The organism is Blastococcus aggregatus (genome assembly GCF_900221005.1).
Lineage (GTDB): Bacteria > Actinomycetota > Actinomycetes > Mycobacteriales > Geodermatophilaceae > Blastococcus > Blastococcus aggregatus.
This window is the reverse complement of the sequence record NZ_OBQI01000004.1, coordinates 96,303-119,422: the sequence shown is the minus strand read 5'-3', so window position 1 is coordinate 119,422 and position 23,120 is coordinate 96,303. Positions and strand designations below refer to the sequence as shown.

29 protein-coding genes are annotated in these 23,120 nt (G+C 73.5%); 17 read left to right on the top strand and 12 right to left on the bottom strand.

Going from position 1 to position 23,120, the window contains the following annotated elements; genetic code table 11:
• Nucleotides 1–102 precede the first annotated feature (102 nt).
• On the bottom strand, nt 103–720 hold the full coding sequence (locus CRP29_RS13890; RefSeq protein ID WP_097195984.1) for a DUF3000 domain-containing protein: 618 nt from the start codon (nt 718–720) through the stop codon (nt 103–105).
• Between the two features lie 115 nt (nt 721–835).
• On the opposite strand from CRP29_RS13890, the gene hemE reads away from it, so the two are divergent.
• From hemE to hemQ, 5 genes are all read left to right on the top strand, one after another.
• A complete protein-coding gene (gene hemE, locus CRP29_RS13885; RefSeq protein ID WP_245852805.1) occupies nt 836–1,912 on the top strand; it encodes a uroporphyrinogen decarboxylase in 1,077 nt (358 codons plus the stop codon).
• Entirely contained in the window at nt 1,909–3,285 is a 1,377-nt protein-coding gene (gene hemG / locus CRP29_RS13880; protein ID WP_097195673.1) for a protoporphyrinogen oxidase, read from the top strand. Before hemE ends, hemG begins: the two co-directional genes overlap by 4 nt.
• Nucleotides 3,286–3,337: 52 nt before the next feature.
• Entirely contained in the window at nt 3,338–4,306 is a 969-nt protein-coding gene (locus CRP29_RS13875) for a hypothetical protein (RefSeq protein ID WP_097195672.1), read from the top strand.
• 65 nt (nt 4,307–4,371) lie between these two features.
• Nucleotides 4,372–4,521, top strand: a complete 150-nt coding sequence (locus CRP29_RS22790) for a hypothetical protein (RefSeq protein WP_176522974.1) — start codon at nt 4,372–4,374, stop codon at nt 4,519–4,521.
• A 67-nt stretch (nt 4,522–4,588) separates the two neighbouring features.
• Nucleotides 4,589–5,305, top strand: a complete 717-nt coding sequence (gene hemQ / locus CRP29_RS13870) for a hydrogen peroxide-dependent heme synthase (protein ID WP_097195671.1) — start codon at nt 4,589–4,591, stop codon at nt 5,303–5,305.
• Between the two features lie 109 nt (nt 5,306–5,414).
• Here the strand turns inward: hemQ and msrB are convergent, their stop codons facing one another.
• From msrB to CRP29_RS13855, 3 genes are read right to left on the bottom strand one after another with little or no spacing between them, the layout of a single operon-like run.
• A complete protein-coding gene (gene msrB / locus CRP29_RS13865) occupies nt 5,415–5,828 on the bottom strand; it encodes a peptide-methionine (R)-S-oxide reductase MsrB (RefSeq protein ID WP_097195670.1) in 414 nt (137 codons plus the stop codon).
• Nucleotides 5,829–5,869: 41 nt separating this feature from the next.
• The gene (locus CRP29_RS13860; protein WP_097195669.1) at nt 5,870–6,529 is read right to left on the bottom strand and encodes a response regulator transcription factor; all 660 of its coding nucleotides are present in this window, start codon (nt 6,527–6,529) and stop codon (nt 5,870–5,872) included.
• A complete protein-coding gene (locus CRP29_RS13855; RefSeq protein WP_097195668.1) occupies nt 6,522–8,630 on the bottom strand; it encodes a sensor histidine kinase in 2,109 nt (702 codons plus the stop codon). The genes CRP29_RS13860 and CRP29_RS13855 overlap by 8 nt, the downstream gene beginning before the upstream one ends.
• A 174-nt stretch (nt 8,631–8,804) precedes the next feature.
• Between CRP29_RS13855 and CRP29_RS13850 the strand changes: the two genes are divergently transcribed.
• Nucleotides 8,805–9,455: a hypothetical protein gene (locus CRP29_RS13850; RefSeq protein ID WP_097195667.1), complete on the top strand. Its 651-nt coding sequence runs from the start codon at nt 8,805–8,807 to the stop codon at nt 9,453–9,455.
• A 97-nt stretch (nt 9,456–9,552) separates the two neighbouring features.
• A complete protein-coding gene (locus CRP29_RS13845; RefSeq protein ID WP_097195666.1) occupies nt 9,553–10,008 on the top strand; it encodes a hypothetical protein in 456 nt (151 codons plus the stop codon).
• A 71-nt stretch (nt 10,009–10,079) separates the two neighbouring features.
• Here the strand turns inward: CRP29_RS13845 and CRP29_RS13840 are convergent, their stop codons facing one another.
• Together CRP29_RS13840 and CRP29_RS13835 are read right to left on the bottom strand one after the other, a co-directional pair.
• Nucleotides 10,080–10,283, bottom strand: a complete 204-nt coding sequence (locus CRP29_RS13840; protein ID WP_014377016.1) for a cold-shock protein — start codon at nt 10,281–10,283, stop codon at nt 10,080–10,082.
• A 116-nt stretch (nt 10,284–10,399) separates the two neighbouring features.
• Nucleotides 10,400–10,888: a hypothetical protein gene (locus tag CRP29_RS13835; RefSeq protein WP_097195665.1), complete on the bottom strand. Its 489-nt coding sequence runs from the start codon at nt 10,886–10,888 to the stop codon at nt 10,400–10,402.
• Between the two features lie 246 nt (nt 10,889–11,134).
• Between CRP29_RS13835 and CRP29_RS22785 the strand changes: the two genes are divergently transcribed.
• Together CRP29_RS22785 and CRP29_RS13830 are read left to right on the top strand one after the other, a co-directional pair.
• Nucleotides 11,135–11,308, top strand: coding sequence for a hypothetical protein (locus tag CRP29_RS22785; protein ID WP_176522973.1), 174 nt, complete (start codon nt 11,135–11,137; stop codon nt 11,306–11,308).
• Between the two features lie 3 nt (nt 11,309–11,311).
• A complete protein-coding gene (locus CRP29_RS13830; RefSeq protein WP_097195664.1) occupies nt 11,312–11,962 on the top strand; it encodes a PilZ domain-containing protein in 651 nt (216 codons plus the stop codon).
• Nucleotides 11,963–11,966: 4 nt separating this feature from the next.
• Here the strand turns inward: CRP29_RS13830 and CRP29_RS22780 are convergent, their stop codons facing one another.
• The 3 genes from CRP29_RS22780 to CRP29_RS13820 all read right to left on the bottom strand — a co-directional run bounded on the left by CRP29_RS22780 (nt 11,967) and on the right by CRP29_RS13820 (nt 13,061).
• Nucleotides 11,967–12,125, bottom strand: coding sequence for a hypothetical protein (locus tag CRP29_RS22780; protein WP_176522972.1), 159 nt, complete (start codon nt 12,123–12,125; stop codon nt 11,967–11,969).
• A 90-nt stretch (nt 12,126–12,215) separates the two neighbouring features.
• The gene (locus CRP29_RS13825) at nt 12,216–12,608 is read right to left on the bottom strand and encodes a PRC-barrel domain-containing protein (RefSeq protein WP_097195663.1); all 393 of its coding nucleotides are present in this window, start codon (nt 12,606–12,608) and stop codon (nt 12,216–12,218) included.
• Between the two features lie 165 nt (nt 12,609–12,773).
• Nucleotides 12,774–13,061: an STAS domain-containing protein gene (locus CRP29_RS13820; RefSeq protein ID WP_097195662.1), complete on the bottom strand. Its 288-nt coding sequence runs from the start codon at nt 13,059–13,061 to the stop codon at nt 12,774–12,776.
• A 230-nt stretch (nt 13,062–13,291) separates the two neighbouring features.
• On the opposite strand from CRP29_RS13820, the gene CRP29_RS13815 reads away from it, so the two are divergent.
• Both CRP29_RS13815 and CRP29_RS13810 read left to right on the top strand, forming a co-directional pair.
• A complete protein-coding gene (locus CRP29_RS13815) occupies nt 13,292–13,711 on the top strand; it encodes an STAS domain-containing protein (protein ID WP_097195661.1) in 420 nt (139 codons plus the stop codon).
• Nucleotides 13,712–14,123: 412 nt separating this feature from the next.
• Nucleotides 14,124–14,423, top strand: a complete 300-nt coding sequence (locus CRP29_RS13810) for a hypothetical protein (RefSeq protein ID WP_097195660.1) — start codon at nt 14,124–14,126, stop codon at nt 14,421–14,423.
• A 218-nt stretch (nt 14,424–14,641) separates the two neighbouring features.
• Here CRP29_RS13810 and CRP29_RS13805 read toward each other — a convergent pair whose 3' ends face one another.
• The 3 genes from CRP29_RS13805 to CRP29_RS13795 form a co-directional block, all read right to left on the bottom strand.
• A complete protein-coding gene (locus CRP29_RS13805; RefSeq protein ID WP_176522971.1) occupies nt 14,642–15,529 on the bottom strand; it encodes a YihY/virulence factor BrkB family protein in 888 nt (295 codons plus the stop codon).
• Between the two features lie 201 nt (nt 15,530–15,730).
• Nucleotides 15,731–16,357, bottom strand: a complete 627-nt coding sequence (locus tag CRP29_RS13800) for a DUF305 domain-containing protein (RefSeq protein ID WP_245852804.1) — start codon at nt 16,355–16,357, stop codon at nt 15,731–15,733.
• Between the two features lie 128 nt (nt 16,358–16,485).
• Complete coding sequence (locus tag CRP29_RS13795; protein ID WP_097195658.1) at nt 16,486–16,893, bottom strand: four-helix bundle copper-binding protein; 408 nt, start codon at nt 16,891–16,893, stop codon at nt 16,486–16,488.
• Nucleotides 16,894–17,078: 185 nt separating this feature from the next.
• Between CRP29_RS13795 and CRP29_RS23305 the strand changes: the two genes are divergently transcribed.
• The 6 genes from CRP29_RS23305 (at nt 17,079) to CRP29_RS13765 (ending at nt 22,658) form a co-directional block, all read left to right on the top strand.
• Nucleotides 17,079–19,535: a molybdopterin oxidoreductase family protein gene (locus CRP29_RS23305; RefSeq protein ID WP_097195657.1), complete on the top strand. Its 2,457-nt coding sequence runs from the start codon at nt 17,079–17,081 to the stop codon at nt 19,533–19,535.
• Nucleotides 19,532–20,014, top strand: coding sequence for a hypothetical protein (locus CRP29_RS13785; RefSeq protein ID WP_097195656.1), 483 nt, complete (start codon nt 19,532–19,534; stop codon nt 20,012–20,014). The genes CRP29_RS23305 and CRP29_RS13785 overlap by 4 nt, the downstream gene beginning before the upstream one ends.
• Nucleotides 20,014–20,679 carry a GPR1/FUN34/YaaH family transporter gene (locus CRP29_RS13780; RefSeq protein ID WP_097195655.1) on the top strand — a complete coding sequence of 222 codons (666 nt, stop codon included), beginning with the start codon at nt 20,014–20,016 and terminating at the stop codon, nt 20,677–20,679. The genes CRP29_RS13785 and CRP29_RS13780 overlap by 1 nt, the downstream gene beginning before the upstream one ends.
• Nucleotides 20,680–20,704: 25 nt before the next feature.
• Nucleotides 20,705–21,013, top strand: coding sequence for a DUF421 domain-containing protein (locus tag CRP29_RS13775; RefSeq protein WP_097195654.1), 309 nt, complete (start codon nt 20,705–20,707; stop codon nt 21,011–21,013).
• A 383-nt stretch (nt 21,014–21,396) separates the two neighbouring features.
• Nucleotides 21,397–21,939 (top strand): copper chaperone PCu(A)C domain-containing protein, encoded by a 543-nt coding sequence (locus CRP29_RS13770; RefSeq protein ID WP_141437132.1) that lies wholly within the window; start codon nt 21,397–21,399, stop codon nt 21,937–21,939.
• A 416-nt stretch (nt 21,940–22,355) separates the two neighbouring features.
• Nucleotides 22,356–22,658, top strand: a complete 303-nt coding sequence (locus CRP29_RS13765; protein WP_141437131.1) for a hypothetical protein — start codon at nt 22,356–22,358, stop codon at nt 22,656–22,658.
• The last annotated feature ends 462 nt before the right edge of the window (nt 22,659–23,120 follow it).

Here is a 23,120-nt window from a genome sequence, read left to right as displayed (position 1 = left end):
TGCTCAGTTGCCGTCCACCTTCTCGCCGGTGCTCGTCGGTCGGGCACCGGGCGGACGCCCGCGTGCCGGTACCGATGTTAGAGAGTCTCGCCGGCGGACCAGTCAGCGACTCTCCCCGCCCGGGCCCAGCAGGTGGACCCCCGGCGGCGGCAGGCCGGCCGCGTTGGCCAGCACCTGGAGCCAGGCGAGCAGGTGCTTGTCCAGGGCGCTGTCCCCGGCGGTCCACGAGGCACGCATCTCGACGTCGACCGAGTGCTCGGGCGAGGCCAGCTCGCCGAAGCGCGTGGACGCCGTGCGGGTGACCGTGCCGCCGACCGTCGCGTGCGCGGCGCCGGACTCGGTCAGGGCGTCGGTGAGCCAGCTCCACGCCACCTCGGAGAACATCGTGTCGTCCACGAGCTCCTCGTCGGTCTCGGCGGAGAGGTAGCCGACGCACCTAGTGGTGCCGTGCCAGGTCTCGTGGCCCTCGGGGTCGTACAGCACGATGAACCGGGCGCTGGCGATCTCGACGTCCTCGTCGCCGTCCCGCTCGCTCACCGACGCGCCCAGGGCGTGCGCGAAGGGGGCCAGCCGCTGGGGTGCCGGGATCTGCTCCAGGACGATCTCCGGCCGGGCGCGCACTCCCGCCAGGGCGTCCAGGGCGGCCTGGAACGCGGCGGGGACGTCCCCGCGCGCGTCCTTGCCTCTGTTCCCGGCATTCGCCAGGATGTGCGGCTCCACGTCCGCAGGGTAGGGCGCCGGGTAGCACAGCGCGCCCGACGCGCCGCAGCGGTGCCCGACTCCCGTGCGACGCTCCGGGAACACGGCCGGGGCCCGTCTGGGAGTATCGGCAGGTGTGAGCTCCGCACCCGCACCGGTCCCGTCGACGTCACCGGCCGACTCCGACCTCGTCCGCGCCGCCCGAGGGCTGCCGGTCAGCCGCACCCCGGTCTGGTTCATGCGTCAGGCGGGCCGGTCGCTGCCGGAGTACCGCAGCCTGCGCGCCGGCACGGTGATGCTCGACGCCTGTCAGGACCCGGACATGGTCACCGAGATCACGCTGCAGCCGGTCCGCCGGCACGGCGTGGACGCGGCGATCCTCTTCTCCGACATCGTGCTGCCCCTGGTGGTCGCCGGGATGGACGTCGAGATCAAGCCGGGCATCGGCCCGGTCATCGCGAACCCGGTCCGCTCCGTCGCCGACGTCGACGCGCTGCCGCCCCTGGAGCCCGAGGCGCTGGGCTTCCTGGAGACGGCGGTGCGCCAGCTGGTGGCCGAGCTGGGCCCGACCCCGCTGATCGGGTTCGCCGGGGCGCCGTTCACCCTCGCCACCTACCTCATCGAGGGCGGCCCCTCCAAGGAGCACGCCCGCACCAAGGCCTTCATGTACGCCGAGCCGGAGGCCTGGGGGCGGCTGCTGGACAAGCTGGCGGTCTCGGCGGCGATCTTCCTGCGGGCCCAGGTCGACGCCGGCGCGGTGGCCGTGCAGCTGTTCGACTCGTGGGCCGGCGTCCTCTCCGCGGTCGACTACGCCGAGCGGGTGCTGCCCTTCTCCCGCTCGGTCTTCGACGGCCTGGGTGACCGGGAGCAGGGCGTCCGCGACGTCCCGCGCATCCACTTCGGCGTGGGCACCGGCGAGCTGCTGCCGCTGATCGGGGACGCCGGCGCGGACGTCGTCGGCGTCGACTGGCGGATCCCGCTGGACGAGGCCGCCCGCCGGGTCGGCCCGCAGCGCTCCCTGCAGGGCAACCTCGACCCCGCGGTCCTGCTGGCCGACCGCGCCACCGTCGACCGCGAGGTGCGCCGGGTCGTCGAGCAGGGGAAGGCGGCCCGCGGGCACATCTTCAACCTCGGCCACGGCGTGCTGCCCGACACCGATCCGGGTGTGCTCACGCACGTGACGGAGCTGGTGCACGAGCTCACCACCTCATGACCGCACGCCGGCTGGTCGTCGTCGGCGCCGGCATCACCGGCCTGGCCGCCGCCTTCGAGTGGCGGCGCCGCCGGCCCGACGACGAGATCGTCGTCCTCGAGGCCGGCGACCGGATCGGCGGCAAGCTGCATCGTGTCGAGCTGGCCGGGCACTGGTACGACACCGGTCCCGAGGCGATGCTGGCCCGGGTGCCCGAGGCGGTCGCGCTGGTCGAGGCGCTGGGCCTCGGCGACCGGCTGGTCGCCCCGGCGACCACGCAGGCGTCGGTGGTCCTGCCGCACGGCCGGTTCCCGCTGCCGGCGGGCACCGTCCTCGGCGTCCCCGCCTCGGCGGACGGCCTCGAGGGCTTCCTCTCCGACGACGGCGTCGCGCGGGTGCGCGCCGAGACCGATCTGCCCCCCGTCCGACTGGACGGCGACGTCGCCGTCGGCGCGCTGCTGCGCGAGCGGCTGGGCGACGAGGTCGTCGACCGGCTGGTCGAGCCGCTGCTGGGCGGCGTCTACGCCGGCCGCGCCGACGAGCTGTCCCTGCAGGCCACCATGCCGGCGCTCGCCGCGCACCTGCCGCGGGCCGGGTCGGTCCTCGGCGCGGCGGCCGCGGCCCGCGACGCCGGTGCCCGGAGCCGCGGCGACGCCGACGGCCCGGTCTTCGTCACCGTCTCCGACGGCATCGGCTCGCTGCCCGCCGCACTGGTCGCCGCCTCGGGCGCCCAGGTCCGGCTGCGCACGCCCGCGCACGGCCTGCGGCGGACGGCGACCGGCTTCGAGCTGTCGATCGGCTCCGCCGCGGAGCCCGAGCTGCTTCCCGCCGACCACGTTCTCGTGACCGCACCGGCGGGCAAGGCGGCCCGGCTGCTGCGCGAGGCCGTGCCCGGGGCCGTCGAGCCGCTGCTGGGCATCCCGTACGCGTCGATGGCCGTCGTCGCCATGGCCTTCCCGGCGCAGGAGATCGCCGCGGGGTCCGGGCTGCTCGTGCCCCCGGTGACCGGCCGGTTGGTCAAGGGCGTGACGGTGTCGTCGGCCAAGTGGCCGCACCTCGACGGCGGCGAGGCGCTGCTGGTCCGGTCCTCGGTCGGCCGGTTCCGCGCCGAGGAGGACCTGCAGCGGGACGACGACGAGCTCACCGCCGCGGTGGTCGCCGACGTCGCCGACCTGCTCGGCCTGGCACGACCGGAGCCGCTGGAGACGGCGCTCGTCCGCTGGGGCGGCGGGCTGCCGCAGTACCTCGTCGGGCATTCCGGCCGGGTCGCCGCGGTGCGCGCCGCCGTGGCCGTGGTCCCGGGGCTGGAGATCGCCGGCGCCGCCTTCGACGGCGTGGGCGTGCCGGCCTGCATCCGCGACGCGAATCGCGCGGTCACCGCCCTGCTCGGCTGACCCGCGCCGTCGTCTGTTGCCGAGTCCGCCCCGCACCAGCAGGGTCGGGTCCATGACCGGGACCTTTCCGCGTGGACTGGCCGCAGGTGCGGCCGGCGCCACGGCACTGAACGTCGTCACCTACCTCGACATGGCGCTGCGGGGCCGCCCGGCGAGCACCGTGCCCGAGCAGGTCGTCGACGCCCTCGCCGAGCGCACCGGCCGGTCCGTCCCGGGCCTCGGGGCGGTCCGGGAGTCGCGGCGGACCGCGCTGGGAGCGCTGGCCGGCCTCGCCAACGGGCTCGGGGTGGGCGTGCTGGCCAGCACCGTCCGGTCGTTCGGCGTGCGCTTTCCCGCCCCGGTCGGCGCCGTGCTGACCGGAGCCGTGTCCACCGCGGCGACCGACCTGCCGGTCGCCGCCCTGGGCATCAGCGATCCGCGCACCTGGACGGCCGCCGACTGGGCCGCCGACGTCGTGCCGCACCTGGCCTACGGGATGGCCGTGCAGGCGGTGCTGGAGGCCGCGCCCACCGACCGGGAACGACGCACTCCGCGCCAGCCGGCCGACGCCGGGGTCGTGCTGCGCGCGGCGCTGCTCGGGCTGGCCACCGGCAGCCGCAGCAGCCTCGGCTTCGCCGGCCCGATCCTCACCGCCCCGCGGGGGACCGGCCCCGGACGGGCGACCCGCGGAGCCAAGCTGGCCACGGGCGCCGCGCTGTCCGCGGAGTTCCTCGCCGACAAGCGGCGGGACGCGCCGTCGCGGCTGCGCGGCGCCGGGCTGCCCACGCGCGTGCTCGGCGGCGCGGAGGGCGGCGCCCGGCTGGCCACGCGCGCGGGCGCCAACGGTGCGCTGCCCGCGACGGTGGGAGCGGCGGCCGCGGCCGCGAGCTCGGTGGCGGGTGCCGCCTGGCGGCGATGGGCGGTCGGACGCATGCCGGCGGCGACCGCGGCGCTGATCGAGGACGGCGCCGCCCTCGCGCTCGCCGCGCTGGCCTGCCTGCCCGGGCGCTCCCGGCCCGCCCTGGTGGTCGTGCCGCGCTGAGTACCGGCGTGGCGGAGGACACCGGGAGGCGGGCATCCCGGTGCAGCCGCCGGTGTTGCACGGACGTGAGCACCCAGCACGACCAGACCCACCCGACCGCCCCTCGACCCCGCCGCGCCGCCCGCTGCTTCCGCCACCACGTGTGGCTGGCCGCGTGCGACGACTGCCGCGAGGCGCACGCAGACCTGCTCGGCGCCCGGCCCGCGGCTCGGTGAACCGCCCCCGCCCGTGACCCGCACACCGGGTCGCGGGCGGGTCTGCGTCCGGGGGGATGATGGGGCCATGACCGAGCAGACCGAAGAACGCAGCATCGGCAAGCGGGCGAACGAGCTCAACGCGAGCATCCGTTACACGATGTGGTCGGTGTTCAGGTTGGCCCGCCCGCTGGCCGACGACGCCCGCACCGCCGCCGCGGACGAGGCGTCCGCGCTGATCGACGAGCTCGCCGGCAAGGACGTCGTCGTCCGCGGGATCTACGACGTCGCCGGCCTGCGCGCCGACGCCGACGTCATGGTCTGGTGGCACGCCGAGACGCCGGACGCGCTGCAGGAGGCCTACACCCGCCTCCGCCGCACGACGCTCGGCCGGCACCTGGACCCGGTCTGGTCGCAGATGGCGCTGCACCGCCCGGCGGAGTTCAACCGCAGCCACATCCCGGCGTTCCTCGCCGACGAGGAGCCGCGCCGCTACGTCTGCGTCTACCCGTTCGTGCGGTCCTACGAGTGGTACCTGCTCCCCGACGAGGAGCGCCGCGACATGCTCAAGGAGCACGGCATGCAGGCGCGGCCCTACCCGGACGTGCGGGCCAACACCGTCGCCTCGTTCGGCCTCGGCGACTACGAGTGGATGCTCGCCTTCGAGGCCGACGAGCTGCACCGCATCGTCGACCTCATGCGCGACCTGCGCGCCAGCCGCGCCCGCCGGCACGTGCGCGAGGAGATCCCGTTCTACACCGGCGTCCGCAAGTCGATCGCCGAGATCGTGCACGACCTGGCATGACACTGTCGTCCTCCGGACGACACCGCGGCCAGTGGCCGTCCCCCGGCTGCGACGAGCGTGTCTTCCCGTCTCCGGCGGGAGGCCTCCGGCCCCCGCGCCGGATCCGGGATCACGCCTCGTGCAGCTTGATGCTCACGCTGTTGATGCAGTAGCGGTCGCCGGTGGGCGTCTGGGGGGCGTCGTCGAAGAGGTGCCCGAGGTGGCTGTGGCAGCTCTTGCACAGCACCTCGGTGCGGACCATCCCGTAGCTGCGGTCCTCGCGGAGGATCACGTTGTCGTCGGCCGACGCCTCGTAGAACGACGGCCAGCCGCAGTGCGAGTCGAACTTGGTCTCGGACGTGAACAGCTCGGCGCCGCAGGCCCGGCACCCGTAGACGCCGACGGTCTTGGTGTCGACGTACTCACCGGTCCAGGCGCGCTCGGTGCCGGCCTGGCGGAGCACCGCGTACTCCTCCGGCGACAGCTGCGCGCGCCACTCCTCGTCGGTCTTCTGCACCTGGGGCTGCTGGGAGGAGGTCGTCATGTCCAGACGAACGGACGCCGCCGGACGGCCATTCCCGCGGCTCAGCGACCCAGGCCGGCGTCCCGGGCGCGGACGATCGCCTGCGCCCGGTCGGTGACGTGCAGCTTGGCCAGCACGTTGGAGACGTTGTTCCGCACTGTCTTGGGCGACAGGTACAGCGCGGCGGCGATCTGCGCGTTGGACCGCCCGGCCGCGACGAGGTCCAGCACCTCCCGCTCCCGCGCGGTGAGCTGGGGGAACACCGTCTCCGGGCCGGTCGGCCCGGCGGTGAAGAACTCCGCGATCCGGCGGGCGAGGGCCGCGCCGAACACCGCCCCGCCGCCGGCGACCGTGGTGATCGCCCGCACGACCTCCTCCTGGTCGGCGCCCTTGAGCAGGTAGCCGCGCGCCCCGGCCCGGACGGCGGAGAAGACGGTGCCGTCGTCCTCGCTCATCGTCAGCACCACCACGCCGACCGACGGCGACTCCGAGGTGATGGCCCGGGTGGCCGCGATGCCGTCCATCCCCGGCATCTGCACGTCCATGACGACGACGTCGGGCTGCTCCTCGCGGGCGCAGCGCACTGCCTCGGCGCCGTCGGCGGCGGTGCCGACGACGACCAGGCCCGGCACCGAGCCGAGCAGCATCGCCAGCCCGTCGCGGTAGACCGGGTGGTCGTCGACGACCAGCACCCGCAGCGGCCCTTCGTCCGGTTCAGCCATCTGAAGCTCCTCCCACGGGCAGCACCGCACGCACCACCGTCCCGCCACCGGCGGGGCACTCGACCGTGCACGACCCGCCCAGCTCCGCGGCCCGCTCGCGCAGCGACACCAGCCCGACCCCGGCCGCGGCGTCCGGCGGGATGCCGGTGCCGTCGTCGGCGACGGTGACCACCAGGGCGCCGTGCTCGCGCTCGAGCGTGACGTCCACCCGGGACGCTCTCGCGTGCCGGGCCACGTTGGCCAGCGCCTCCGACGCGATCCGGTAGGCGGCGACCTCGACCGCCGCGGGCAGCTCGCCGTCGTCGGCCGCGGTGACCGTCGCGACCACCGCGGGCGGCAGCACGCGTTCGGCCTGCTGGCGGACGGCGCCGGTCAGGCCGAGGTCGTCGAGCGCGGGCGGGCGGAGGTCGTGCACCAGCCGGCGGACGTCGGCGAGCGCGGCCGCGACGTCGTCCCGGGCCTGCCGCAGCACCTGGTCGGACTCCTCGGCGCGGCCGGCGGCGGCGAGGTTGCGGGCGGTGTCGATGCGCAGCACCACCGCGCCGAGGCTGGGCCCCAGGCCGTCGTGCAGGTCGCGGCGCAGCCGGCGGCGCTCCTCCTCCCGCGCGGCGACGAGCTGCTCGCGGCTGGCCTGCAGCTCGGCGGCCAGCGAGCTGGCCCGCGCGGCCGCGGCGGCCTGCCGGACGACGTCGGCGAGCAGCCGCTCGTCCCGGGTGAGCAGCTGCGCGCGCACGCCCCGCTCGGGCAGGAGCAGCCGGCCGATCTCCTCGCCCCGGTAGGCGATGGGCAGCGACTGCACCGCGGCCGGCCGGTCCCCGTGCTCGGCCAGCAGCCGGCCACCGCCGACGGAGGCGACCTCGACGCCGACGTAGGGCGACCGGAAGGCCTCGGCCACCGCCGCCGCGACGGCCATGAGCTGCTGGTCGGCGTCGTCGCTGCGCTCCAGCCGCTCCGCCAGGCCGGACACCACGCGGTAGGGGTCCGCGCGCTCGCCCAGCACCCAGCGGCGGACGATGCGCCAGAGCGCCGCCCGCAGCGGCACGTAGCCGACCGCGACCACCAGCAGCGTGACGAGCAGGGCGTTCCGTTCGTCGAAACGGTCGTCGAGGAGCACCCCGGCGGTCCCGAGGACGAGCAGGTCCAGGACGACGACACCGACCGCGAGGCCGCCGTAGACCAGCGTGCCGCCGAGCAGCCGGTCGATGTCGACGGCCCGCGGCCGCAGGATGCCGACGGTGACCGCGAGCCCGGTCAGGCCGATCGCCAGGGCCAGGTCGTAGCTGACGGTGGTGGAGGGGAAGAGCAACGCGCCGAGCATGACCAGCGCGTCGACGACGCCCGCCCAGAGCAGCCAGCGCATCCGCCGCCGGTCGTCCCCCGTCGCCGCCCGCAGCCGGTGCACGACGACCGCGAGCGGCAGCAGGATGCCGACCGCCCCCAGCGGCCAGGCGAGGTCGAGCAGCGGCAGGGCCACGCTCTCGGGCAGCGGGAGGCTGGTCGGGTCGAGCCGGAGCCCCTGGAAGGCGTCGGGGAGCGGCTGCTCCGCGCGCCGGTCGAGGATCGCCGCCGGTGTGATCAGCACCAGCACCGGAAGGAGGGCGGTGCAGCCGAGCGCGACCAGGGAGACGGTGCGCCAGCGTCCGGCCGGGAGCCGGCCGTCGGGGTAGAGCAGGAGCAGCAGCGGCAGGCCGAGCAGCAGCCACGCGCCGAAGCGCTGCACGAACCAGAACGCGAACGAGGCGCCTGGCAGCGGCGGGTCGCTCTCCAGCGCGTAGAGCAGCCAGGACGACGCCAGCCCGTCGAGCGCCCAGAACAGGCCGGTGCCGGCGACGACCCAGGAGACGGCGTTGCGCGGGGCCCGGCCGAGCAGCAGCGCACCGGGGACGGCGAGCAGGAGGCCGGAGAGCCCGATCTCCCAGCCCAGCCCCGATTCGGTGGCCGTCCGGGCCGCCTCCGGTGTGGCGGCGTCCAGGACGGCGGTGCCGGCGACGGCGGCGAGCGTGGCGGCCGCCCCGAGCCAGCCGACCGCGGGCGCCACCCGGTCCCACCGCGGGAGGGGCACCGCGGGCGCGACCGCGTCGACGGGCTCCCGGACCTGCACGCGCGGATTCTGTCGGGCCGGACGTCCCGGTGGACAGGGACGCGGCGTCCCGATCCGGACGGGACACCGGCCGGGCGGGATCGGGTGCGCCGCCCCTGGGCGCCCGGGACGCGCTCCCGCCACGGTCGTCCCTGGCGATGCCACCGGGGCGTCGCGCCCTGATCCGGAGGACCGATGACCGTCAGCGCCAGCCCGGCACCCGCCCGCACCGACACCGCCGCGCCGCACGCGTCGATGCCGACGTCCGACCCCACCCGCTTCGTCCGGCTCGGCGGGCTGGCGATGGCGACCGGCGCGGCCGCCTGGGCGATCGGCACCGTGCTCACCTACGACATCGACCCGGTCGACGGCGAGTACCCGCTGTACTACAAGGCCAGCTCGCTGCTGTTCCAGCTCGGCCTCGTCGCGTTGGTCGCCGTCCAGAAGCGGACCGGGGCCACCGGCACCGGCCGGCTGGCCCGGCGCTTCCTGCACGTCGAGCACGTCATGCTGGCCCTGGCCATCGCGTCCTCGATCCAGTGGATGGTCGCCCCGGACCTCTCCGAGGACGCCGTCTTCCTGGCGCTGGACGCCTTCTGGCCGCTGTCCATGCTGGGCATGGCGGCGATCGGCATCCGGATCGCGATCGCCGGCCGGTGGCGCGGCGCCGCGCGGGCGTGGCCGGCCGTCGCGGAGACCTGGGTGCTGGTCATGCTGCCGGTCTCCGCGCTCGCCGCCGCCGAGGTCGGCTCCTTCGTCGGTGCGGCCCACCTGCTCGCCGGCTACACGGTGCTCGGCGTGATCCTGGCCGTCCGGCCGGGGCTGACCGGCGTCCGCGACCGCTGAGCCCACTCGACCGCCGAGGGCTCCTCGGCCGGCGCTCCGCCCCCCTGTCCCCGGGGCGGGGCGCCGCCTCGTGCGGCGGGGCGGGGAGGATGGCCCGGTGACCTCCCCGTTGCCCGACACCTGGTTCACCCGCGACCTGCCCGTGCTGCGGGCCATCGCCCGGCTCGTGGACACCCCCGATCACGGCGGTTCGCCCTACCTGCTGGGCGCGGTGGTGCCGGCCAGCGGCCTGCCCAAGGCCGAGGTGACCGTGGCCGCGAAGGCGCTGGCGTCGGCCGGCTACATCGAGCCGCTGACCAACCACGCCGGCGACATCGTGCGGGTCACCGCGATCTCGGCGGAGGCGCGGCGGCTGGCCGGGCTGTGGCCGACCCCGCAGGGGGAGTGGGACCGGTTGCTCGAACAGCTGGTCGCGCGGGCGGAGAACGCCCCGACCGAGGTCGAGCGGCAGCGCTGGCGCGCGTTCGCCGACGCCGCGACCGCCGTCGGGCCGGAGGCCGGGGCGCTGCTCATGCAGGCGCTCGTCGGCGGGTACGTGCCCCGCACCTCCTAGGAACGACAGCAGGAACGACAGCGCCCCCGCCCGGACGAACCGGGCGGGGGCGCTGCGTGCTGATCAGGAGATCAGAGCGGGGTGACGTTCGCAGCCTGCGGGCCCTTCTGGCCCTGCTCGATGTCGAACGCGATCCGCTGGCCTTCATCGAGCGAGCGGTACCCGCTGGACTGGATGGCGGAGTAGTGGACGAACACATCAGGTCCGCCGCCGTCGGGGGTGGCGAAGCCGAACCCCTTCTCGGCGTTGAACCACTTGACAGTTCCTTCGGGCATTGCTCGCTCCTTGCTGAGGTGGTGCATCGGGGTCCTGCCATAGCGCAGGGCCTTCCCGACGGAGAAAGCCTAGCGGCTGATCGGCCGATGCGACCAGGGATGCGACACCGCGAGGATCAGATCCGGTGGCCGCGGCGCTCGGGGAACGGCGGAGCCGCCGGCGCCTCGTGGGCGTAGGAGGGGCCGACGTAGGTGAAGCCCGCCGGCGAGGTCTGTGCCGGCAGCGGCGCGCGGCCGGGCCGTGCAGGGTCGGGTGCGGGGCCGGGCACGGGGCCGGGAGGCGCGGGGAGCGCGGGCGGCGCGGGGGAGGGGTGGGCACCGGCGCGCCAGGAGGTGACGCCGACGATCTGGGCGTCCGGCACGACGCGGCCCGCGGCGGCGGACCGGGCGCGGTGCCACCGCTGCATCGAGCGGGCCCAGGCGGCCAGCGAGAGCCGCCCCGCGAGCAGCAGACCGGCGGCCACGGCGACGACCAGCAGGGCGTTCACCAGGGCGGTGGCGACGTCGAGCGCGTCGACGCCGGTCCAGCCGGCCGCCTCGTACTGACGGGCGAGCATGAGGAGCACGACGAGGACGACGCCGTACGCCACGAGTGCGTGCTTCATCCCGCCCCCCTCCGCTGGTCGCGCGCCGGTCCGATGGGTCCGACGTCCTGGCTTCGACCAGCCTTGCCCGAACTCGTGCGGGGCAGCCGGGTTCGGGGCCGCTCCTCACCCCGAGGGGGGACGGATCGGCGCCGTCGGCCGGTCTTGCGCCTTTCCTGCGGATCCCTGCCCCGTCGCCTGCGGTGCGGCGCGGAGGGTCGGATCTGCCGGCGAACCGGCACGCCACCCCGTCCGGAAGAGCCCGCCATGCCCCCGCTCGTCGCCCCGCCCGCCCACCCCTCCGTCGCGGAGGGCCTCGTCCCGCTGTCCTGCGTCGACGACCTGCACGACGCCGATCTGGACCTGCTCCTCGCCGACCGGCTCGCCGAGTCCGCCGTCGCCCTGCGCGCCGTCGTGAACTCCATCGCGCAGCGCCTGTAACCCGTGTCCGACGGCAACGACATCCCCGATCCGGCGGCAGCCCGGCCACCGGAGGACACCCGCGCCGACGTCACGCTGGTGGGCCGCGGCGTCACCGTCGACGCCGGCGTCGAGGTCTCCACGGAGTTCGGCATCGTCGTGCGGCCCGTCGGCGTGGGGGCCGGCTGGAAGACCGCGGTGACGCCGGGCGACGACGTGGAGCTGTACTGGCGCAGCCGGGACGGCGAGCGCACGATGCCGGCCCGGATCGTCCAGGTCGAGGCGGGAAACGAGCCGCGCTGGCACCTGGCGGCCACCGGCCCGGCCCAGGAGAGCCGGCGGCGCAAGGCGGTGCGCGGCCGGGTGGCCCTGCCGGTCCACCTGCCCTGGTCCGACGGTCAGCTGGTCGGTGAGACCGTCGACCTGAGCGAGTCGGGGGCGCTCGTCCTGGTCGACGGCTGGGGCCTCCCGCCGCAGCCCGGCACGGCCCTGGACGTGAGCATCACGGTCGAGGACGACGTCGTCCGCCTGCGCGGCCGGGTCGTCTGGCACCGGACCTCGGGTGCGCGCTGGCTGGTGTCCCTGAGCTTCGCCGGCATCCACGAGCGCGACGAGGACGTGCTGCGCAAGCGGGTCTTCCAGGCGCTGCGCGAGGAGCGCGCCCGCGCGCGGTGACCGCTCAGTCCTTCTTGACGGCCGGCTGCCTCGCGCGGCTGGGCTGCACCCGCACCGGATCGCCGGGCATGTTCCACGGGTAGATCGCGGCGACGCGAGCACTGGCGCTCAGGTACTGCCAGGCCGCCTGCACGCCCGGATGGGTGGATCGCGATCCGAACACCACGTCCCCCGCGGCCGTCAGCCGACTCGTGGTTGACGGCCGGCGGAGGACCGGCGCCGACCGTCGGCGTCGAAGAGGGTCCGATCCTCCTCAGCGGGGGTACACGCCCCAGTAGGGCGGGACGCCCCACCAGCCGTAGACGGTGCCGTAGTAGGTCGGCAGGGTGGCCAGCTCCGGGTCGTAGCCGGGAACATCGGTCATGCCGCTGCGCTGCGTGTCGATCCGCACGCAGTCGGGGTCGACGGCGACGACGGCCTCCACCGGAACCAGGTAGTGGGTGGCCAGGAAGCCGAGAAGGCCCCCCTCGGCCACGCGCAGGAACCGGACACGCCGACCGTCGTCGATCAGGAGGCCGTCGACGCGACCGACCTCCTGGTCGTCCCTGTCCACCACGACACGGCCACGGACGTCGTCGTCCGGATCTGCCACGGTCTGATCGGTGTCACCGAGTTCGTGGAGGGTGCCGGTGATCTCGGAGGACATGGCGTTTCTCCTCTCGATCGCTGATGCCTTTTCGGGTACCCGTTCGGCTCCCGGGGGATCGTCGGCCGGCGTCTCGTCACGCAACCGCAACGCGCCTGCATGCGCTCGCCGGTCGCGGAGCCGGAGACCACCCACCCCTGGGCCTTTCCTCCGCGCGAGCTCAGGTCAGGGCACAGGAGTGGCCAGGAGCAACAACTCGCCCCCCTCGTCAGCCATCGACTGCTCCAGATCGCGCAGGTCGTGCAAGCCGGCGGACTCGGCGCTGCGCACGTCGCCGAGGTCGAGGAGCACGCGGTCGTGGCCACTGCGGCGCAGGCACTCGACGGTGCCGCGCAGCAGGTCGGCGCCCTGGACGGTGAGGTGCCCACTGACACGGACGGCGCCGCGGAGAGGGTCGACCACCTCGGTCAGGGCAGGGCTGCGCTCGTAACGGCCAGTCGGTGCGGTGTCCATGTCACCAGGCTGGCATCGGCCGACTGCCCTGGGCCCGCGACGCGAGCCGTCGTCTCGGGACTGCGAACCGGGGCCTGGCATGTGCGTTCAGCGGATCGCGCTGCGCCGGGAACGCGCCCCGGGGCACCGTCATGCGATCGCAGGGGTTCGGTTCCGGCGATCGCAATGTCGTCGCGCCAGCGTGGGGGCCGACACCACTGGCCGAACGGCCGCGAACCGGGGAGGGAACCATGGCCAGCGCTCCAGCCGCTATGCGGACTTCGCAGAATCCGGAAGACGAGGTCGTCGTCCGGCTCGACGAGGCCGTGCTGGCGGACGGCCTGGCGGATGCCCGCTGGCTGATGCGCGACGCCGTGCTCGCGGGAGCCCGGTGGATCGTGGTGGACCTGAGCAGGGTGCATTCCGTCGGCAGCCCCGCGCTGGCCACGTTCCTGTCCGCGCACCGCGTCTGTCGCGCCCGCGGGGGAGCCGTGGTGCTGCGCGGCGCGGATCGGCGGACGCGCGACATGGTCCGCCGGACGGGCCTGTCCCGGGTGCTGCACCTCCAGGGCGGTCCAGTCGGGGGTGGCGAGAAACGCGATCAGCGCGGCGGCGGCACCCGTGACACCGGGACGACGGGGGCGAATCTCCGTCGCCCCCTCTGGGCGTAGTGCTCACGGCATGCGGGCACCCGGCCCCGTTCGAGCGGGCTGGGGCCGCTACGTCACCGGCTGCACGTCGGACTGCAGACGGGTGTCCGGTCCGACGTCACGAGATCGCACCGTCCACGAGTGGCTGGCGACGATCCCGCGCTGCGCGCTGCGCTGCGCTGCGGCGAGCTTCGGGCAGCGGCGCCACGGAGCGTCCCTGCCGGCCATGACAGTCCGGTGACGACTCGGGCTGAGCCGGGCACGGTGGGCGTCTCCGGGTACGGACAGAGCCGTCGCGCCCGTCGTCCCGGGCAGGCAGGGGAGAGGTGGACATGGAGATCACGAGCCGCGACACAACCGAGGCGGCCGGCCTCGCCGTGGGCGGCCCAGCCCGCTCGACGACACACGGAAACCGAGAGATGAGGCGGCAGCCATGACGTGGCCGGTCCTCGTCCTGCTGGTGGGCGCAACGGGGCTGGCAACGGCCGGTGCTGTGGTGACCCTCGGGCAACGGGCCGGCGCGACCGAGGAAGTGGGGGTGCGGCACGCGATCGCCGGGTTCGGCTTGCTGGCCGCCTCGGTCGCCCTGGCAGCGGTCGGCGGAGCCCTGCTCGGTGCTGGCGGGACGCCCACCGAGCAGATCGGTGCCTTCTCCGGCGCCTCGGCGACCGTCGCACTGCCTGTGCTCACGGTCGCACTCACCCGCCGAGCCCGGGTCAGGCGCTGGACGTGAGCGCCACCCCATGACCAGCGCTCCCCGTACGCCGCCTGCGGCGGGCGGTCACGGTCCATGCCGCAGATCCGATTCGCCCCCTGCTCCGACCCCCAGACCTGGCGCCGCAGACGGTGTCGACGAGAGCGGAACGCGGGGCACACAGTCCTCATGGCCGTGCACAGGACGTGAAGGTCCCACCAGCGGCCCGCGGCAGTCGGGCGGCGCAGCGGCCCCTGCTACGCCTGCACGTGCTCCTGTGTCGGGCGTGAACGACGGTCGGGGGCGTGTCGCGGGTGGAGCGTCGCATTGAGCTCACCGCCCAGCATGAGGGCGAGACTGAGGAGGTAGGTCCACATCATGACGATCACGCCCCCACCGAAGGCGCCCAAGACGGGGTTCCCCGCCGCCGCGATCCGCAGATAGAAGTGAAAGCCGGCCGTGGCCAGCAACCAGAGAGCCGTGGTCAGCAGCCCACCCGGCAAGGCCTCGCGCCAGGGAGTGCGACGGTTGGGGGCGTAGTGAAACAGGGTGGCCGCCCACACGACGAGACCGCCTATGAGCAGCGGGTACCGCAGGACGTCCCAGGTGAACGCGAAGGCGGCCCCGAGCCCCACCGCGTCCGCCAAGGCCGGTCCCCGGCCGAGGAATGGCCCGACCACCAGCACGGTGAGTGCCAGCGCAGCGACCACCGTCGTGGCGACGCCCATCCCGAGGCCGAGGAGCCGCCGGCGGATCCAGGTGCGCCGCTCGACGGTGTCGTAGGCGATGTTCAGCGCGTTGATGACGACGGCGAAGGCGCCGGAGATGGTCACCAGGGCGCCCGCCACGGCGACGGTGAACAACTCGCCGCCGGCTCGGTCGAACAGGCTCTCGACGGACTGCACGGCGCCAGACGCCGAATCGGTGAAGACCGCGTCGAGGGCGGAGACGACGTCCTCCTGCACCCGCCCCGCCACGTCAGCGCCGACGAGGACGTCCAGGAGGCCGAGGATGCTCGCCGCAACGAGCACACTCGGGAAGAGACTGAGCACCGCGAAGAAGGCGGCTTCCGCCGCCAGCCCGAGCAGCCGGTCGCGATTGACCTCGGCGACGTAGACCGCCAGAAACCGCCGGCATCGGGCCACACTCCTCCGCCAGACCCCCGGGCACGTTCCTTCCATCCGCACCGGAGACCACGTACCCGGCGGCGGCGCCGCGAAGGCCGCAACGCCTTTGCAGTTGCGTGACGTCGGATCGTGTCTCGTGGAGTGCGCTGCCTGCGACCCGCTTGTTCCGCGATACCGGACACGGCCATCGGTACGCCGGGCGCGCGGCCCCTGCGCTGATCAGCCGTTCGGGCAGTCGCGCAGCGCCGAGCCCTCGAACTCCGGCACGGGCCGGGCCTGGGCGTCCTCGACGGTCTCGGCCTCCCCGTTCTCCTCGATGTCCTGGATCAGCCACTCCATCTCGGCGATCTCGCGCTCCTGGGCCCGGATGATCTCGACGGCCAGCTGACACACGCGGACGTCGTCGATGTCGGCGCGCTCCGAGCGGGTGATGGCCAGCGAGTGGTGCGGGATCATGGCGCTCATCCAGTTCCGGTCGTCGACCGTGGCCTGGCTGCGGTCCAGGGCGATGCCCCCGCCCAGCAGCAGCAGGCTCACGGCCACGATCGCGATGTTGCCCTTCATGTTCTTGTACATGTTGAGCATCCAGGCGAGCATGATCAGCCCCATGGTGCCGCCCATGGTGAGTGCCATGAAGACGCGGCTCTCGCTGAACCGGACGTGGCTCCACTCCCAGGTGCCGGCGAACATGGTCCAGTACATGACCACCATGGACGTGGTGATCATGGCCGCGAAGCGCAGGTACATCTTCTTCTGCATCGCGCCGTGGCTGGAGTCGTCGTGGTGACCGGACTCCTCACCGCGGTGCCCACGCCGGCGGTCCTCGTTGCTGCTCTTTGCTGCCATGGGTCATGCTCCGTTCTCTCGCCGCCGGCCTCCGCGGGCGGCCTGCTGGTGGTCCTGCGCCGCCGATGTCCTGGCGCGCGCGGGGTGTTGGTGCGCCGGGCTGATCGCTGGTCGGCTCGGGGATTCGGTCAGCCGAGCGAGCTGATGAGGTCGCGGCACGCCTGCTCGCAGCGCCGGCACGCCTCGGCGCAGAGGCGGCAGTGCTCGTGCATCGACGCGTGTCCCCCGCACTCGTCGCCGCATGCCTTGCAGGCTGCGGCACAGGCCTCGAGCAGCGCGCGAGTGAGGTGTGCGTCGTAGCCGGTGTGGCGGGAGAGCACCCGTCCGGTGGCGTCGCAGACATCGGCGCAGTCGACGTTGGTGCGGATGCACGTGGTGAGCTCGGTGACGGAGTCCTCGGACAGGCAGGCGTCGGCGCAGGCGGTGCACGCCTGGGCGCACTCGATGCAGGCCTCGATGCAGGCCCGCAGCTTGTCGCGGTCGACGTCCCCAAGGTCCTCCGGATAGGTCTCGAGCATCTGGTCGACAACGGTCACGGTTCCTCCTTGGCCGGGGAAAGGACAGCGGGTCAATACCGCTGACGAGCCATGGCCTACCGCCAGAGGGCGGATGACCGGCGGGATGTCACAGGACTGTCACATGTCCAGTCGGTCCTCCTGTACCGGCTGGGTATGGGCGACCAGCGTCGACGAGACGGCGTCACGGAAGCGGAGGAGGACCCATGCCCCGGATCGATCGCATCGCTGAGCCTTGGGGGTCGCGAACCCCCTACGGGCCAGGCGAGACCTGGCCGGTGCGAGTGGACTCGTACCTGGCGGATGGGCTGACCGAGGACGACGTGGACCGCTGGGCGCAGTCGGCGACGATCCTGCACAGCAACGGCGACGGCCTGGACATCGCCGTGAAGGACGACCGAATCGTCGGTGTCCGCGGGCGGGCGGTCGACCGCGTGAACCACGGCCGGCTCGGACCCAAGGACCTCTACGGCTGGCAGGCCAACAACTCGCCCGACCGGCTGACGAAGCCGCTCATCCGCCGGGACGGCGAACTGGTGGAGACCGACTGGGACACCGCGATGGACGCCGTCGCCGGCCGGTGCCGGGAGCTGCTCGACGAGCAGGGGCCCAGCTCGATCGCCTTCTACACGACGGGGCAGCTGTTCCTCGAGGAGTACTACACGCTCGGACTGATCGCCCACGGCGGGATCGGCACCAACCACGTCGACGGCAACACCCGGCTGTGCACCGCTACCGCGGCCGCGGCCCTGAAGGAGACGTTCGCCTGCGACGGTCAGCCCGGCTCCTACACCGACATCGACCATGCCGACGTCATCGCCCTCTACGGGCACAACATGGCCGAGACGCAGACGGTGCTCTGGACGCGCATCCTCGACCGGCTCGCGGGGCCCAACCCGCCGCAGGTCGTCTGTGTCGACCCCCGGGAGACGCCGGTGGCCCGGGCCGCGACGGTGCATCTGGCCCCTCGGCCCGGCACCAACGTCATGCTGATGAACGCGCTGCTGCACGAGATCATCGGCAACGGCTGGGTCGATCGCGACTACGTGGACGCGCACACGGTGGGCTTCGACGAGCTGGCGAAGCGGGTGGAGGACTACCCGCCCGAGGTCGCGGCGGAGGTCTGCGACGTCCCCGTCGAGGACATCCGGAAGGCCGCACGCATCATCGGACACGCCCGGCGGCTGCTGTCCACGGTTCTGCAGGGCTTCTACCAGTCCCACCAGGCCACCGCGGCCGCCGTGCAGGTCAACAACATCAACGTCGTGCGCGGCATGCTGGGCCGGCCCGGCTGCGGCATCCTGCAGATGAACGGCCAGCCGACGGCGCAGAACACCCGCGAGGCGGGGGCCGACGGCGATCTGCCCGCTTTCCGGAACTGGTCGAACGACAGCCACATCAAGGACCTGGCCCGGGTCTGGAACGTCGACCCCATGGACATCCCGCACTACTCCCCGCCGACCCATGCGATGCAGATGTTCCGGTACGCGGAGGAAGGATCGATCCGCTTCCTCTACGTCACGGCCACCAATCCGGCCGTGTCCCTGCCAGAGCTCGCGCGGATCCGCTCGATCCTCGCGCAGGACCGGCTGTTCCTCGTCGTCCAGGACATCTTCCTGTCCGAGACCGCCCAACTGGCCGACGTCGTCCTGCCCGCGGCTACGTGGGGGGAGAAGACCGGCACCTTCACCAACGTCGACCGCACGGTGCACCTGTCGGAGAAGGCCGTCGACCCGCCGGGAGAAGCCCGTCCGGACCTGGACATCCTGATCGACTTCGCCCACCGGCTGGACCTGCGGGACAAGGACGGCGAACCGCTGGTGAAGTGGTCGGACCCCGAAGGTGCATTCGAGGGGTGGAAGGAGTGCTCGAAGGGCCGGCCCTGCGACTACAGCGGCCTGTCCTACGACAAGCTGCGGGGCGGCAGTGGCATCCAGTGGCCGGTCACCGAGGAGCATCCCGACGGCACCGAGCACATCTACGTCGACGGCCAGTTCTGGGCAGAACCGTCCTACTGCGAGAGCTACGGCCGGGACCTGGTCACCGGCGCCCCTCTGGACGGGACCGAGTACCGGGCGCTCAACCCGAGCGGCCGGGCAGTGCTCAAGGCGGCCGGGTACCTGCCGCCGCACGAGCTGGTCAGCGAGGAGTTCCCGTTCCAGCTGATCACCGGCCGGACGCTGTACCACTTCCACACCCGGACCAAGACCGCCCGGGCGCCGCAGCTGCAGGCGGCGGCGCCGGAGGTGTGGGTGGAGATGGCCGCCTCCGACGCCGGCGACCGGGGGTGGGCCGAAGGTGACCTGCTGGAGATCCGCACACCCCGTGGCCGGGTCGAGGCGCGCCTGCGGATCAGCGGGATCCGCCCCGGTGTCGCCTTCCTGCCGTTCCACTACGGCTACTGGGACCAGCCCGGTGGGGACCGGCCGGACGGCCATGGCCGGGCCGCCAACGAACTGACGCTCACCGACTGGGACCCCTGCTCCAAGCAGCCCATCTTCAAGACGGCGGCGGCCGCGGTGACCCGGCTCGCCGCCGGCGACGGTCCGTCGGCCGCACCCACCACGACCGGCTCGCGACCGGTGTCCGCCGATGTGCCCCCGACCCGGGGCGGAACTGCTGCCGAGGCCGTCGAGGTGCTCGCCCAGGGAGGTGCCCGGTGAAGCTGGGCCTGGCCATCGAGGAACTGCACCGCTCGGAGAACCACCTCGCTCGCGTGCTGCTGGCCGTCTCGGACCGGCACAAGGCCGACCACGAGGTGTTCTACGTCGCCCGCGACATCGCCGGCTGGTCGCAGCGGCACGTGACCGAGCTGGCCCGCGTCGGCGGCGACTTCGGCCTCGACCTGGATCCCGAACCGGAGGGCGAACCGGGGATCCTGGAGAAGATCCAGCAGGCGACGTCGGATCTGTTCGGCCGCCGCCCGGAGCCCGGCCTGCTGCTGCTCGCTGACCTGCGGCACGTCCACCGGGAGGCGGCCGGGGTCTCGTTGGACTGGGAGCTGCTCGCGCAGGCCGCACAGGGCGCCCGGAAACGGGAGCTGCTGGCGCTTGCCGAGCGCTGCCATCCCGACACCCTGCGGCAGATGCGGTGGGCCAACGCCAAGCTGAAGGAGTCTGCGACCCAGGCGCTGGTGAGCTGATGTCCGAACCCGTGGGGACCCGCGTCGTCCTCCGGCCGATCGCGACGCCGCTGCCGCTGGGCTTCCTGGCGCTGGCCGTCTCGACCGTGCTGTTCAGCGCCGTTCAGCTGGAGTGGATCGCCCCGGCCGAGGGCCGCATCGCTGCTCTCACAGCGCTGGCGGCCACCGTTCCCCTGCAGTTGCTGGCCTCGGTCATGGGCTTCCTCACCCGGGATCCGGTCGCGGCCACCGGGATGGGGGTGCTGTCCGGTACGTGGGCCGTCGTCGGGTTCACCACGCTGACCTCGCCGCCGGGCGGGGTCAGCGACGGCCTCGGCGTCTTCCTCGTCACCGCCGGCGTGGCGATGATGGTCCCCGCGGCCGCCGCCCTCGGCAGCAAGATCGTCCCCGCCGCAGTCATGGCGCTGGCGGGTACCCGGTTCGCCGTCACCGGGATCCACGAGCTCACCGGTTCAGCAGGGTGGAAGGCGGCGGCCGGCTGGGTGGGGCTGGCCCTGGCCGCCGTGGCTCTCTACGCGGCCCTGGCCCTGGAAGTCGAGAGAACCCGGCAGCGGACGGTGCTGCCGGTGGGCCGGCATGGGGACGGGCGGGTGGCCGTGGACGGCGACGCACCCATCGCTGCCTCGGACCTCCGCGGCGAGGCGGGCGTCCGCCCGCAGCTGTGACGGCGCCGCGGAAGAGGCGGCCAGCGTGTTGATCGACGAGGCGGTCAGCCGGTTCCCGGTGCTACCGCTGCTCCTAGGCCTCGGAGTGGTGTTGCCGTGGTCGGCCTGGGCGGACCTCGGCTGGCGCGGCCCCGCGCTGGTCGTCGGCGTGCTGCTGCGCCGGCTGCCCGCGCCGTGGGCGCAGCGGCGACCGCGTGCGCGGACGGTGGTGACCGCGCGTCCCACCCTGCTGCTCCGCGACGGGCGCGTGCTGCAGCAGGCGCTCGCCGTCGTCGACGACCGCGAGACGTCGTCGACCGCTGTCGAGCAGGCGGCCGTGCACCGCGTCTGCTGACTCCGTCGGCGCGACAGTCCGGCCGGTCGAGCGCGACAGCGGGAGTGAGGGCGCATCAGGCGAAGCGTCGTCCGGCAGGTCGCCGCGTTCCACGGTGCCACGGAGGGGCGATCCGAGCGCCATCGCCCCTCCTGTCGCCGCGGACTCGATGAACCGTTCCCAGGCCGGCGGCAGACCCGCCCCGGCGACAAGGCGACTGTCGCCGCAGGGACCCGGCACCACGCGGCGAGGTCCATGTCAGTCCTGTGACAGTCAGCGTCCGACCGGGTTGTCCCGTTGGGTGACGGGCAGGCCATGGCCACGGATCCACGCGCTCCGGCGAGCGACCGACCAGTCGGGGAGACGGCTCGGCGTCGCGCGGGGCGGGACAAGGGGAGAGGCACATGGCCGGACGAAGCACAGTGGCGCGGATGTCAGGGCTCCTTGCCGCGGCGATGGTGGCGATCGCCGGCTGCGGCGATGAGACCCCTGATGTGGACGACACGGGTGCCGTAGGCCCCGACGAGGCCGTGAGCGAGGACGTCAAGGTGCTGCAGGTGCAGCTGGCCTATCCGTCCGACGGCGTGTATGAGGTGGGCGAGGACGCGCCTCTGTACCTGGGCATCTCGAACACAGGGACAGAGGAGGACGACCTGGTGGACGTCCGGGGACCGGACTTCACGGATGCGGCCCTCACCGTGGATGGTGACTCCGCGGTGATCCCGGTACCTGAGAACGACAACGTCTACGTCGGCGCGGAAGGGGCACCGTCGGTCGTCCTCGAGGATCTGCAGACTTCCCTCCGATCAAGCCAGTCCATCCCTGTCACATTCGTGTTCGAGGAGGCGGGGGAGGTCACCGTCGAAGCGGTGGTGGCTGCCTCCGGCCAGGAACCGAGTGAGCCCTTCGACTTCGAAGACCCGGCCGATGACCCCACCGGCTCGTGAACCTGCACGGACCGGGCACCAGGTAGTCACGTCGTCCGGAACGGGCGATGCCGCGCCGGGCCAGAAGAGCGCAGCGATGAAGCGGTGACTGAGGTGACCAAGGTCGTCGGGGTGCCCTTCGGTGTCGACTTCAGAGCGATGATGCTGATCGCGGACTGGCGTGGACTCCGCCGCGGCCGAACCGACGCTCTGGGCGCCGACGATCGTGGCGGTGGTCGCGCTGACCTTGGTGGTGCCGCCGGTGGTGGCCATGTGGCGCCCGCCTTGCGTTCGCGTGTCAGGAACATGGAACTCAGCAAGCGAGTCGCGCAACAGGGCATCACGGGTGGACGACCCGGCGCGGTGACCCTCAGCCGGGTGCAGCCACCGCACCATCGACCGAGGAGATCGCCATGCCCCTGTTCCCGCCTCGCCGCATGACCGCCATCGATGCGGAGCTGCGTTCTCTCCGCGAAGTCATGAGGGGGGCATCGGGTGAACTCACGGAGGTGAGACGTCGCCAGGCCGAGCTGTTCGACATGGAGGCAGCCCTGGTCGTGGCCATCGACGTGAGAATGCGGCGTCTGGATGACCTACTCGACCAGCGGCTGCAAGTCGTACGAGACGGCGGCACGCGTGCCTCGGGCACCGCTCACCAGGCGGAGGCCGGGCTGCGGTCAGCCGACAGATCGGACGGCGAAGCAGTACCGGTGTCCGGGTCCACCTCCAGCACCCGCTGACGGTCGCTGCGGTGCTGGAAGCGGCCGCCTTGCGGCTCGGTGACAGTCCTTCGCAAGGCGGGAGGGCGCTCGCCGCGGCGGGCAGGTGACGGAGGTCAGCGGTCGGTCCTCCGGTCCGACCGTGGTGCGGCGAGGGGTTCCGCACTCTGGTTCGCCACCGCCTACAGCGAGAACGGCGGTGAGGGCACCTGCTGGGTCAGCGGGGACCTCGGCTGGTTCATCGGCGCGACGGCCGCCGTCGCGTTGATGGTGACGGCCGTTGTTCCTGGCGCGCTCGATCTCACCGACCGGCTCGGATCGGGCCTCCAGGTGTGCAGAACTCCCTCGGTAGGTCCCTGGGGGACCGCCGGGGGCGGCTTCACCATGGAAACGGCACTCTGGGTCGGCTTCTCATCGCTGCTGGCAGGCGCCGCACTCGCAGCGGTCGGTGGCCTCCTCGGTGGGAAGCTCCGTCGGCCGGTG

Bases quoted from the DNA above. Each gene is read 5' to 3' on its own strand.
- CRP29_RS23305 (WP_097195657.1), top strand. From the start codon at position 17,079: ATGCCCCGGATCGATCGCATCGCTGAGCCTTGGGGGTCGCGAACCCCC.
- msrB (WP_097195670.1), bottom strand. From the start codon at position 5,828: ATGACGACCTCCTCCCAGCAGCCCCAGGTGCAGAAGACCGACGAGGAG.
- CRP29_RS13875 (WP_097195672.1), top strand. From the start codon at position 3,338: ATGACCGGGACCTTTCCGCGTGGACTGGCCGCAGGTGCGGCCGGCGCC.
- CRP29_RS13835 (WP_097195665.1), bottom strand. From the start codon at position 10,888: ATGAAGCACGCACTCGTGGCGTACGGCGTCGTCCTCGTCGTGCTCCTC.
- CRP29_RS13850 (WP_097195667.1), top strand. From the start codon at position 8,805: ATGACCGTCAGCGCCAGCCCGGCACCCGCCCGCACCGACACCGCCGCG.
- CRP29_RS13765 (WP_141437131.1), top strand. From the start codon at position 22,356: ATGACCGCCATCGATGCGGAGCTGCGTTCTCTCCGCGAAGTCATGAGG.
- CRP29_RS13800 (WP_245852804.1), bottom strand. From the start codon at position 16,357: ATGGCAGCAAAGAGCAGCAACGAGGACCGCCGGCGTGGGCACCGCGGT.
- CRP29_RS13815 (WP_097195661.1), top strand. From the start codon at position 13,292: ATGGCCAGCGCTCCAGCCGCTATGCGGACTTCGCAGAATCCGGAAGAC.
- CRP29_RS13820 (WP_097195662.1), bottom strand. From the start codon at position 13,061: ATGGACACCGCACCGACTGGCCGTTACGAGCGCAGCCCTGCCCTGACC.
- CRP29_RS13780 (WP_097195655.1), top strand. From the start codon at position 20,014: ATGTCCGAACCCGTGGGGACCCGCGTCGTCCTCCGGCCGATCGCGACG.
- CRP29_RS13840 (WP_014377016.1), bottom strand. From the start codon at position 10,283: ATGCCCGAAGGAACTGTCAAGTGGTTCAACGCCGAGAAGGGGTTCGGC.
- hemQ (WP_097195671.1), top strand. From the start codon at position 4,589: ATGACCGAGCAGACCGAAGAACGCAGCATCGGCAAGCGGGCGAACGAG.
- CRP29_RS13860 (WP_097195669.1), bottom strand. From the start codon at position 6,529: ATGGCTGAACCGGACGAAGGGCCGCTGCGGGTGCTGGTCGTCGACGAC.
- hemG (WP_097195673.1), top strand. From the start codon at position 1,909: ATGACCGCACGCCGGCTGGTCGTCGTCGGCGCCGGCATCACCGGCCTG.
- CRP29_RS22785 (WP_176522973.1), top strand. From the start codon at position 11,135: ATGCCCCCGCTCGTCGCCCCGCCCGCCCACCCCTCCGTCGCGGAGGGC.
- CRP29_RS13825 (WP_097195663.1), bottom strand. From the start codon at position 12,608: ATGTCCTCCGAGATCACCGGCACCCTCCACGAACTCGGTGACACCGAT.
- CRP29_RS13770 (WP_141437132.1), top strand. From the start codon at position 21,397: ATGGCCGGACGAAGCACAGTGGCGCGGATGTCAGGGCTCCTTGCCGCG.
- CRP29_RS13810 (WP_097195660.1), top strand. From the start codon at position 14,124: ATGACGTGGCCGGTCCTCGTCCTGCTGGTGGGCGCAACGGGGCTGGCA.